Here is an 11916-nt window from a genome sequence, read left to right as displayed (position 1 = left end):
ATGTCAAAGAAAACGTATATTCAAGCGATTACCGATGCACTTCGATTAGAACTCGGGTCGGATGAAAAGACCTTAGTTTTTGGTGAAGATGTTGGTAAAAACGGTGGGGTTTTCCGGGCCACCGATGGTCTGCAAGCCGAATTTGGCGAAGACCGGGTTTTCGATACTCCTTTAGCAGAATCTGGTATCGGTGGTTTGTCAATTGGTTTGGCTTTGGAAGGCTTCCGGCCAATTCCTGAAATTCAATTTTTAGGGTTCATTTTTGAAACTTTGGATTCGATTGCGGGACAGATGTCACGTGAACGCTTCCGGACAGGTGGCACACGTCACATGCCAATCACGATTCGGTCACCATATGGTGGTGGGACGCACACGCCAGAAATGCATGCGGATTCATTAGAAGGCTATCTGGCTCAGATTCCTGGACTGCGGGTTGTAACACCGTCTAATCCATATGATGCTAAGGGCTTGTTAATTTCCTCAATTCGGAATAATGATCCCGTTTTCTTCCTTGAAAACTTGAAGCTATATCGGTCAATGAAGGCAGATATTCCAGATGAAGCCTATACCGTTCCGTTAGATAAAGCAAACGTGATTCGTGAGGGAACCGACATTACTTTAATTGCTTACAGTGCTCAAGTCAATCAGTCACTTAAGGTGGCAGAAAAACTTGAAAAGGAAGGCATTTCAGTCGAAGTGGTTGACTTACGGACATTATCGCCTTTAGATGAAGAAACAATTCTTAAATCTGTTCAGAAGACTGGTCGCGCGGTTGCGATTCAAGAAGCACAACGTCAAGCTGGTATTGCAGCGAACGTGGCCTCGTTGATTGCTGAAAAAGGTGCACTCTACTTAAGTGCACCAGTTGGTCGGGTTTATGCACCGGATACGGTTTATCCATTCGGGTTAGCAGAAGATGACTGGTTACCAGCAGAAGATGAAATTGAAGCAAAGACCCGCGAAATCTTGAACTATTAAGTTGGTCGTGGCATCGAAAAACAGTCACCTGAGACTGTCATGAAAGGAAGTTATCCAATGGCTTACGAGTTTAAATTACCAGAGCTTGGTGAAGGTCTTGAAGAAGGCGAAATTGCATCATGGCTCGTAAAACCTGGTGATGAAGTCAAAGAAGACGATTCTCTAGTTGAAATTCAAAATGATAAATCGGTTGAAGAATTACCATCGCCAGTGAGTGGTAAAATTATTGATATTTTAGTTCCTGAAGGCGAAACTGCCAAAATTGGCGATGTTATCGTTACAATTGATGATGGCTCGAATGATGCGGCACCAGCTACTAAGGCTGAAATGCCGGGGACCACAGCAACCGAAGCGCCAGCTACTGAAACGAAGTCAGACCCGTCAGCAGCACCAGCACAACCAACTGGAACACCGGCAGCTGATAATCCCAACAAACGGGTCTTAGCAATGCCATCTGTTCGGCAGTATGCGCGTGATAAGGATGTTGATATTACTTTAGTCACACCAACTGGAACGCATGGTCAGATTACGAAGCAAGATATTGATAATTATACTGGTGCCCCAACTGCTACGGGTGTTAAGCCAGTGGCAGCTACAGTCGAGGCGGCTCCCGCTGCAGCAACAACGCCGGCGCCTGCTCCAGTTAAACTATATGTTTCTGACACGCCAGAATTAGAGTCACGCGAAAAGATGACGCCAATTCGAAAAGCAATCTCTAAAGCAATGGTTAATAGTAAGCATACGGCTCCACACGTTACGCTGTTTGATGAAGTTGAAGTGAGCGCTTTAATGGCGCACCGGAAGAAGTATAAGCAAGTCGCGTTAGATCGTGACATTCATTTGACCTTCCTACCATACATTGTCAAGGCATTAGTTGCGGTATTACAACAGTTCCCAGAACTAAATGCGTCTATTGACGATGCCAATAAAGAGATTGTTTACAAACACTACTTTAATATAGGCATTGCGACGGATACTGATCGTGGATTGTTAGTACCAAATATTAAACATGCCGAGGGTAAGGGTTTGTTTGCGATTGCCAAAGAAATTACTGATAATACGCAAAAAGCATACGATGGCAAACTAAAGGCTAATGAGATGAGTGGTGGCTCGATTACGATTAGTAACATTGGCTCAATTGGTGGCGGTTGGTTTACGCCAGTTATTAATCAGCCTGAAGTTGCAATTTTAGGAGTTGGCCGCATCGGTAAAGAACCATATGTCAATGACGATGACGAAATTGTGGTTGGTAAGATGCAAAAATTATCCCTAAGTTTTGACCACCGTTTGATTGATGGTGCGACGGCCCAGCGGGCAATGAATTTATTGAAACAGTTATTACATGATCCAGAATTACTTTTGATGGAAGGATGAGGTCGGAATGGTTGTAGGAGATTTTGCTGAAGAACGCGATACAATGATTATCGGCGCGGGTCCTGGGGGCTACGTCGCTGCGATTCGAGCCGCGGAACTCGGCCAAAAAGTCACCGTGGTAGAGAAGGAATATATCGGTGGTGTCTGCCTTAACGTTGGCTGTATTCCATCAAAGGCACTGATCAGTGCTGGTCATCGACTTCAAGAAGCTAAGAATAGTAAGATTTTTGGTATTAAGAATATTCAAGATCCAGTATTAGACTTCAAAGTAACTCAAGACTGGAAAGATCATCAGGTTGTTGACCGCTTAACTGGTGGGGTTGAGATGTTGCTCAAGAAGCACAAGGTGGAAGTCGTTCGTGGTGAAGCTTACATGCATGACAATCATACCTTACGCGTGATGAACGGCGACCATACTGGTCAAACTTATAAATTTAAACATTTGATCATTGCCACGGGGTCCCGGCCGGTTGAAATTCCTGGCTTCAAGTTTACGGGCCGTGTCGTTGATTCCACGGGTGGATTAAACTTACCTGAAGTGCCAAAAGAATTAGTCGTTATCGGTGGCGGTTATATCGGCTCTGAACTAGCTGGTGCCTATGCTAATCTTGGTGCTCACGTTACGATCCTTGAAGGAACACCACAGATTTTGCCTAACTTTGAGAAAGACATGGTGAAGCTTGTACTAAATGACTTCAAGAAGAAAGGGGTCAACGTCATTACAAATGCGATGGCGAAAAACTCTGAACAAAATGATAGTGGCGTTACGGTGACTTATGCTGTTGATGGCAAAGAAACCGAAATTCATGCTGATTATGTCATGGTAACTGTCGGTCGCCGGCCCAATACGGATGACATGGGCTTGGAATACACTGATGTTAAGTTGACTAAACGCGGTCTGATTGAAGTTGATGAGCAGGGACGGACGGCTGCTGAGGATATCTTTGCGATTGGTGATATTGTTGCTGGTGCGGCATTAGCCCACAAGGCGTTTGCGGAAGCTAAAGTTGCAGCTGGTGCTATTAGCGGTAAGAAGACCGCTAATGATTACGTCTCAATACCAGCGGTTTGCTTTACTGATCCGGAATTAGCAACGGTTGGTATGACTAAAGCCGATGCTGAAAAGGCTGGTCTGAAAGTTCAGGCCTCTAAGTTCCCGTTTGCGGGTAATGGCCGAGCTATTTCATTGAACTCAATGGACGGATTTTTCCGGTTAATCAGTACTAAAGATGAAGGCACAATCGTTGGGGCACAGATTGCTGGTCCCGGTGCAAGTGACCTTATTTCCGAATTAAGCGTTGCGGTTAATGGTGGCATGAATGTCGAAGACCTCGCGTTAACGATTCATCCTCATCCGACCTTAGGCGAAGTGGTTCAAGAAGCAGCGGATGAAGCGATGGGTTATCCAACACACATCTAATGTGGATAATGAATTAATAAAAGTTTGAGGTGTAGGCCTCAAACTTTTGTTTTACATAGAATTGGGCTGGGCGGTTGTGACAATTGTGTTTGTAGCTTTTTGGGAGCTTTAGTTCAGGATGAATGACCGCTAACTTGGCTCCTTAAGTTGTAAAGTCGAAGGTAGTCAGATTTAAACGCCTAAAAAAACGCCTTATTTGGCTGGGAAATGCTACAGGCTTTTTAAGCCTTTTTGATGCTCGATAAATACGAATACTTATGGAAAATGACCAATCGCGTGTGTAGCACCAAAAATGTGTTGAACTAATGAGCATGACATGAAGTGCTAACAACAGTTGATTTTATGATAAATTATGGCGAGATGTTAATTCATCTGGTCTAGGGACAGCTAATAAATTAGCCGGGCCTAAATGTTACAAAAAGGTAAGCTTTTTGTTAACATTTACTTGAATTCGTTGACAGCTCAGGTACAATTATTAGCGAAGGTTGGAGGGATTGAAATGATTAATACAGTAATTATTCGGGGATTATTCGAGTTCGTACAACAATTAATATTAGTCGCAATTGCCAAAGATTTGCCAGTGAAATTAGTGGTCGCAACGGGGACTGATGAGGCACCGCGCTACCAAGCATTGGTAACGGCGAGCTTAACGTGTCGGCAATTTACATTAGCAGCGCAAGTTAAGCCAGATTATTCGCAAGCGGATAGCTTGGTTATTGGGAATTTAGTGCCATTGGCGATAGATCGAGATGCCAACGGTGATTTAAAGGCGACCTTACCATTATTTCGTGCGTTTGTTAACGATGCGATGGGGGCTGGCTTTAATGGCAAAATCATCTTAGCTGGTAGTAACGATGCAGTTTTGAGTGTATTAGCAGCACGCTTTAGTGGGATCGACCATTCCAAAGTGGTAGGATTGGGAACTTTGCCGCAAAGTCGCTTACTAGAGCAATTATTACGTCAGCAGTTAAGTGTTGGCCCCACTGATGTTCGCGCGTTCGTGGTAGGAACTGCTGCGGCTCACTTGATTTCTTGGAGCCGGTCATATATTGGTCCTGCACCTGTCATGACGTATTTGGCCAATCAGGACATCAGCTTCGGTATGGATGAAATGAGTGCGGCCACTGAGCAAATTGATGATCCGACAATTGTTACTAATCAGACCCTGAGTGTGTTAGCATTAGTACAAGTGCTTAACGCATTTTATGCGCAATCACCGTTCATTGGTACGGTGACAAATATTCAGACGTCGGTCGATGAAAATCAGCTAGTTGGGTTATCGTCACCGGTGTTAATTAGTGCTAATGGTATTAAACGGATGGCTGATATGGTGCTGTCCGATGAAGAACAAAAAGAATATGCTGAGATTGCCGGCCAGGTTCGCGAAGAACTTGATCGGGTCGCAGCAGGGGAGCTGGACGAAGATGCCTAAGCATAATGATAGTTATCAGTACCCACTGGATGAGACTTGGACAACAGCCGAGATTATTAAGGTTACGACTTTTTACCAAGCTGTGGAAGCTGCCAATGAAAGCTCAATTATGACGGCTGAGCTATTGGGGGCTTATCGTGAGTTTAAGACGGTCGTTCCGGCTAAGTCAGAAGAAAAACGATTATCTCGTGAATATGAAGCTGTATCGGGCTATCGGATCTATCAAACGATGCAAGCAGCACGGGCGACAAACAAGCAACGATTTCAATACCGAGACTAGGTGAATAATGTGCAAACGAATGTTGTGAAACAGTTAAATCAAGCGATGCAGACGGTGATGAAGACAGCCCGAGTACAGGTGCTTGCCAAGATGGGAACGCATCTAACCGTGGCCGAAAAGACAAGTCGCCGTGATCTAGTTACGAATGTGGATCATAGTAATGAGGACTTTTTGGTGCATCAGATTCGTGAATTAGATCCGGCTGCGCATATTTTAGCCGAAGAGGGAACTGGCGATCAGGTTGATACGATGACTGGACATGTTTGGATTGTTGACCCAATCGATGGCACCATGAACTTTGTTCACCAACGGAACCATTTTGCGATGATGGTGGGGTTGTATGTCGATGGTAAACCAACGCTGGGGTATATCTATAATGTGATGGCGAATAAGCTGTATGCTGGTGGCCCTCAGATTGGGGTCACGCTTAACAATGAGCCATTAGCTGCACCGGCTAATCTTGCTTTAAGTGCGGGCCTATTCGGTGCGAGTGCACCGTTGTTGATTCAAAATCGATTTAACATGCAGACGGTCGTGGCGCAATCACTTGGACCTAGGATCATGGGAAGCGCTGGCATTCAAATTAGTCAGGTGTTGGCTGGGGAGCTGGTAGGCTACTTATCATATTTGCGGCCGTGGGATTTTGCAGCTGGTCGAGTTCTTGCTGAAAGCCTTGGCTTGGTGGTGACTAGAGTTGACGGCACCCCCGTTGATATGTTATCATCGGGTGCTGTACTGATAGCGACAAAGCGCGCACAACGCTCGATTTTGGCAATCGTCTAGTAAAGTAGTGGGACTGTGACCCATATGTCACAGTTTTTTTATGTCAATGGATGAAAACTGCTGAAAACGTCGTTATGAAGGTTTCAAGTTGAAGCTGAGACTTGATAGTAACGGCGGATTGTATTAATATATGTAAGATTTCTGCTGTCGAAGGATAGTAAGAATTTTGAAGGATGAAAGGAAGATCAATTTTGAAATTTAGAGATGATATCCGCAACATTGCCATTATTGCCCACGTTGACCACGGTAAAACGACGTTGGTTAACGAAATGCTTAAACAATCGGATACCCTTGACGAACACGTCCAGATTGACGATCGGGCGATGGACACTAATGCCATTGAAAAGGAACGCGGTATCACGATCCTTTCGAAAAACACGGCCGTTCGTTACGGCGACAAACAAATCAATATTCTGGATACTCCAGGACATGCTGACTTTGGTGGAGAAGTTGAACGGATTATGCGGATGGTTGACGGGGTGTTACTCGTTGTCGATGCCTTTGAAGGAACGATGCCGCAAACTCGTTTCGTTTTGAAGAAGGCCTTAGAACAACATTTAACACCAATCGTGGTTATCAACAAGATTGACCGTCCTGGTGCTCGTCCTGAAGAAGTGGTTGATGAAGTGTTAGACCTCTTCATTGAATTAGGTGCTGACGAATCACAATTAGATTTCCCAGTCGTTTACGTCTCAGCTTTGAATGGGACTTCTAGTTATGAATCAGACCCTGCTAAGCAAGAACATACGATGCAACCAATCTTTGATACCATTATTAAGACGATTCCATCACCAATTGATAACTCTGACGAACCATTACAATTCCAAGTCGCCTTATTAGACTACAACGACTATGTTGGCCGAGTTGGTATTGGGCGGGTCTTCCGTGGGACAATCAAGGTCGGTGACAGTGTTTCGGTCATGAAGCTTGATGGTAGTAAGAAGAACTTCCGGGTGACTAAGTTATTCGGGTTCTTCGGTTTACAACGTTTGGAAATCAACGAAGCCCACGCTGGTGACTTAGTTGCTGTTTCTGGGATGGAAGATATCAACGTTGGGGAAACAGTTGCTGATTCGTCTAACCCTGAAGCCTTACCGATTTTACGAATCGACGAACCAACTTTACAAATGACTTTTGGTACGAACTCCTCACCATTTGCTGGTAAAGAAGGGAAGTTTGTGACGGCGCGTCAACTTGAAATGCGCTTGAAGTCTGAACTTGAAACCGATGTTTCGTTGCGGGTTGAAGATACTGACGAACCAGGTTCATGGGTTGTTTCTGGTCGTGGTGAATTGCATTTGTCAATCTTAATTGAAACGTTACGGCGTGAAGGCTATGAATTACAAGCATCTCGTCCAGAAGTTATCTATCGCGAAATTGATGGCAAGCGTTGCGAACCATTCGAATCTGTTCAGATTGATACTCCTGACGAATATACTGGTTCAATTATTGATACCTTATCTAAACGTAAGGCTGAAATGAAGAACATGGAAAGCACAGGTAACAACCAAACCCGGTTAACTTTCTTGGCACCTTCACGAGGTTTGATTGGTTATTCAACGGAATTTCTTTCATTAACTCGCGGATATGGGATTATGAATCATACCTTCTCTGAATACCTACCAGTTATTCCTAACTGGAACCCAGGTCGTCGGAATGGCGCCTTAGTTTCGATTAACCAAGGTAAGACAACGACTTACGCTACGATGGGGATTGAAGACCGGGGAACGATTTTTGTTGACCCAGGTACCGAAGTCTATGAAGGTATGATTGTTGGCCAAAACAGCCGTGAAAACGACATTTCGGTTAATATTACTAAGGGTAAGAACATGACCAACGTGCGTTCTTCTAATAAGGATTTGACTGCGACAATCAAGACACCAACTCATTTGACGTTGGAAGAATCTCTTGAATTCTTGAACAGTGATGAATTTTGTGAAATTACACCAGATCACGTTCGTTTACGGAAACGTATCTTGAACACTAATTCACGTGAAAAAGAAGCTAAAAAGCGTAAAATGAACAAATAACACACGTTAATTCGTGCCGGCACGTCCTAATTGAGGGACGTGCTTTTTTTTTTACAAACCATGGACTAAAAACGGCTAAAATTAGTCAGACTGGTCCGTGGCGATAATCATTAGTGCTGTTAATGGTCATTGAGTTCATTTAAATGGAAATATTGATTGATTAATTGATGCGAGGAGTATACTATTGATTTATAGGGTAAAAAAGGTCCATTGGTCTTAATGACCCATGAAAACGATGTTGAGTTTTGGAGGTGTGTCCATCGTGAAAAAAATTAATAAGTTGACGATCTTAGGCATGCTTGCCTTTAGTATGACCGGTGCCATGGTAATGACGAATTCAGTGACTGCTGATGCCAGCACCAACGTCACAATTGATGGTAAAATGAATGATTGGAAAAGTGCGACGTTAACAGAAGGCTATAATGGTTATACGGCGCTAGCGGGTGATGGTCAGTACGTCAATGTTTACGTCAAGATGAAGAACGGCCAAGTTCCAGGCTATGGGGACTATAATTTTACTATTGATGGTAAAACTTATTATGTCTGGTCGAATAACATTTCGAGCAGTGTTAGTTCGGGAAGTGTCAAATCATTTACGCTAACTGGTGGTAAATGGAACGAAGGCACCCAGTACGGGACGGTCGGAACTGGTTATGTGACGAATGATGGTTCGCATAACTATGCTGAATTCAAAGTTGATCTGACTAAACTAGGATTGACGGCAAGTGCAAGTGGAAAGCAAATCTCAATGGCTAATCCGAACATTGGGAGTGATAGTGCAACGACCACTGCCGGTACGATTACTACAACTGCGACCAGTTCGGCTAGCTCAAGTAGTGCAACAAATTCAAGCAGTAGTACTGATTCAAGTAGTGCCACAAACTCGACGAGCAGTAGTACGAGCAGTTCGGCAGGGGTAATCACAGATAAGGATGACACGGCTTCTAAGGCGTCATCAACGACAGATAATAATGCTAGTAATGATAATGACAATCTAAATATTAAGATTGACGGTAACTTTAATGATTGGAAGAACGTGACTTTGACGGACGGTTATAACGGATATACCGCCATGGTCAGTGATGGTAAGTACGTTTATATTTATGTCAAAATGAAGTATGGCCAAGTTCCAAGTTATGGTGACTATAATTTTGATATTGGTGGTCAAAAATATTATGTCTGGTCTGGTGATATGCCAAGTTCGCAAAGTGACGGGGCCGTCAAAGCCGTGTCTTTTACTGGTGGTGATTGGAACGAAGGCCATCAGTATGGGACTGTTGGCAATGGATATGTTTCACAATCCGGTTCACACTCGATTGCAGAATTTAGAGTTGATCTGAGTAAATTTAAGATTTCAACCATGACTGGTCAAACCATTACGATGTACAATCCAAATATTGGCAATGATAAGGTGACGGTCGCTGGTGGTTCAACGGGGCCGTACTTGATTTCAGGTGTGGGTGTCGTTATTGTGGCGTGGGGCTATTTTAAATTCCGCAAGCGGCGACAATTAGAATCAGTTGTCTTACCAAAAGTTAAAAAGTAACTATTGGAATTTATGGAATTAGTTTTGACTGACAATCATTTTATAACCACCGACTTAGTCCGTATTGGGGACGGTCGGTCAGCTAATTAATAGGACTGGTGGACGATGAATGTAAAAATCCTACTAGGGATCGTAATATGGTTATACGGACTGTCAGTGCTCAAACGAGCTCGGCTATCAGCTTTCTACTTTATTGTGGGAAGTGCCGGGCTCTTTTTTATCTTAACAGCAATTAGTCGTCCGTATTGGGTGTGGTTTTTTACCCACGCTGTCATTCACGGAGTCGCGCTATTTAGTGATATAACTAATTGGTGTACCATTATGTTCAAAATGGGACTAGTTTATATTACTAATAGTGGTAATCCGGTGATTATGTCAATTGATTATGAATGTTCAGGGATTATTGAAACTTGTGCGTTTATTTCATTAGTGGCATTCTACCCGGCTTATCAGCGCCGTGAAAAAGTATTCTATGGTGTTTTTGGCTTAGTCTTTATTTATCTGATCAATGTGTTACGGTTAGTTACCGTGATTGTGATTGTTCACTTTGGCGGTGGTCAGACCTTCTTTTTGGCTCATTCAGTCATTGGACGCTTATTATTTTACGTCCTTGTTATTGTTTTATATTACAATGTTTTCACATATTCACAGTTGGCCCGAGGAATTTATCAGCAGTTTATGGATTGGAGGGAGCGAATTCTGTGATGTACTGGATAAACTTAGCGCTGACCAGAATGGGATTTTGGATTACGTGGGCTTTAGTGCCAATTGTGGTTGAAATTATTCCGGCGATTGTGTCGACCATTAAGTTAATACGACTCCATCGCAAGATGACTAAGCTTAAAGCACCTGCTAAATGGCCGTGGGTAACCATCATCGTACCGGTTTATAATTCCGAGGATACGTTATTTGACTGTATCCGTTCAATCGATAATCAAACCTATGATAAAAAGGCGATGCAGATCATTCTTGCTAATAATCAGAGTACTGATGATAGCTTTGGGGCGTACGCTCGCGCCCAAAATGCCTTTCCAAATTTATTTTTACGGTATGTTAATACTGATAAAGGTAAAGCGCGAGCACTTAATGCGGCAATTTATGAGAGTATTGGCAGTTATGTCATTAATATCGATAGTGATGGGTTATTGGAATCCAACGCGGTCAAAAATATGGTGCTACGATTCGAAAGTGATGAACACATTGCGGCTATGACTGGGGCAGTGCTACCACAACGGGATTTAGTTAAACAAGTTCATGGCTGGTGGCATCGTTTGTTAGCCAAAAATGAATACTACGAATATGCCCAAGCCTTTCTATCTGGCCGAACGATCGAATCGTTTCGTGACCAATTATTTACTATGTCAGGGGCCTTCTCAGCGTTTCGGCGGGAAGTGCTTATGGAAACCTTTTTGTACGACACTGACACCATTGGTGAGGATACGGACATGACTTTTCAGATTCGGACGCGACTTGGCAAAAAGGTTGTGATTTGTGCGGATGCGATTTTTTACGTAGCACCAATTTCGGGTTTTTCAGAGTTGTATACGCAACGGCAGCGGTGGCAGCGTGGTGAACTAGAAGTGGCGCAACATTACATGGCACAAACAGCTAGTATCAAAGGCTTTTTCAAAGATTTCTTGGTGCGCCGGATCATGATCGACCATACGTTTACATTTCCACGAATGATTTGGACTTTTGCAACGATCGTTCTAATTGCTTTTGGTTATTCAACCGTGGTGGTCGGGCTATCCTATCTCTTGATCTATGCGCTGTATGCCATGGTTGGTGTGATCAATTTTATCAGTGTCGGTATTTTATTGAAGCCGTATCCAGAAGAACGGCGTTTTTACGTCCATTTGTGGTGGCTAACATTGACTTTGCCACTTTATATGTTTTTGACGTCATGGATCCGATTAGTGGGTGTCATTAATGCGATGACTAGCCAGGCGACTTGGAAAATGCAAGGATTTACTGAAGAATGGCAACGATTATTAGTCGTCTTGCGTGATGATGTCCAGACGGTTCGTAATCACTATCGCCGGCGCCGGAAAGGAAAATAAGTTGAGATTAACA

10 protein-coding genes are annotated in these 11916 nt (G+C 43.5%); all 10 read left to right on the top strand.

What is annotated here, in order from left to right:
* Positions 1 to 978 (top strand): alpha-ketoacid dehydrogenase subunit beta, encoded by a 978-nt coding sequence (locus RXV91_RS04695; protein WP_316438874.1) that lies wholly within the window; start codon positions 1 to 3, stop codon positions 976 to 978.
* 57 nt (positions 979 to 1035) lie between these two features.
* Positions 1036 to 2352: a 2-oxo acid dehydrogenase subunit E2 gene (locus RXV91_RS04690; protein WP_316438872.1), complete on the top strand. Its 1317-nt coding sequence runs from the start codon at positions 1036 to 1038 to the stop codon at positions 2350 to 2352.
* A 7-nt stretch (positions 2353 to 2359) separates the two neighbouring features.
* Positions 2360 to 3772 carry a dihydrolipoyl dehydrogenase gene (gene lpdA / locus RXV91_RS04685; RefSeq protein WP_316438870.1) on the top strand — a complete coding sequence of 471 codons (1413 nt, stop codon included), beginning with the start codon at positions 2360 to 2362 and terminating at the stop codon, positions 3770 to 3772.
* Between the two features lie 499 nt (positions 3773 to 4271).
* Positions 4272 to 5204, top strand: a complete 933-nt coding sequence (locus RXV91_RS04680; protein WP_316438869.1) for a lactate dehydrogenase — start codon at positions 4272 to 4274, stop codon at positions 5202 to 5204.
* A complete protein-coding gene (locus RXV91_RS04675; RefSeq protein ID WP_316438868.1) occupies positions 5197 to 5484 on the top strand; it encodes a UPF0223 family protein in 288 nt (95 codons plus the stop codon). Before RXV91_RS04680 ends, RXV91_RS04675 begins: the two co-directional genes overlap by 8 nt.
* Positions 5485 to 5493: 9 nt before the next feature.
* Positions 5494 to 6267: an inositol monophosphatase family protein gene (locus RXV91_RS04670; protein ID WP_316438866.1), complete on the top strand. Its 774-nt coding sequence runs from the start codon at positions 5494 to 5496 to the stop codon at positions 6265 to 6267.
* Between the two features lie 191 nt (positions 6268 to 6458).
* Positions 6459 to 8297, top strand: coding sequence for a translational GTPase TypA (gene typA / locus RXV91_RS04665; protein ID WP_316438864.1), 1839 nt, complete (start codon positions 6459 to 6461; stop codon positions 8295 to 8297).
* Between the two features lie 262 nt (positions 8298 to 8559).
* Complete coding sequence (locus RXV91_RS04660; protein ID WP_316438862.1) at positions 8560 to 9843, top strand: Firmicu-CTERM sorting domain-containing protein; 1284 nt, start codon at positions 8560 to 8562, stop codon at positions 9841 to 9843.
* A gap of 105 nt (positions 9844 to 9948) precedes the next feature.
* Complete coding sequence (gene xrtG, locus RXV91_RS04655) at positions 9949 to 10548, top strand: exosortase family protein XrtG (protein WP_316438860.1); 600 nt, start codon at positions 9949 to 9951, stop codon at positions 10546 to 10548.
* Positions 10548 to 11903 (top strand): TIGR03111 family XrtG-associated glycosyltransferase, encoded by a 1356-nt coding sequence (locus RXV91_RS04650; RefSeq protein ID WP_316438858.1) that lies wholly within the window; start codon positions 10548 to 10550, stop codon positions 11901 to 11903. The genes xrtG and RXV91_RS04650 overlap by 1 nt, the downstream gene beginning before the upstream one ends.
* Positions 11904 to 11916: the final 13 nt, after the last annotated feature.

The sequence above is a fragment of the Lactiplantibacillus sp. DA1 genome, from assembly GCF_032681335.1.
GTDB lineage: Bacteria > Bacillota > Bacilli > Lactobacillales > Lactobacillaceae > Lactiplantibacillus.
The sequence above is the reverse complement of the archived record's forward strand: the minus strand, read 5'-3'. Positions and strand labels throughout refer to the sequence as shown.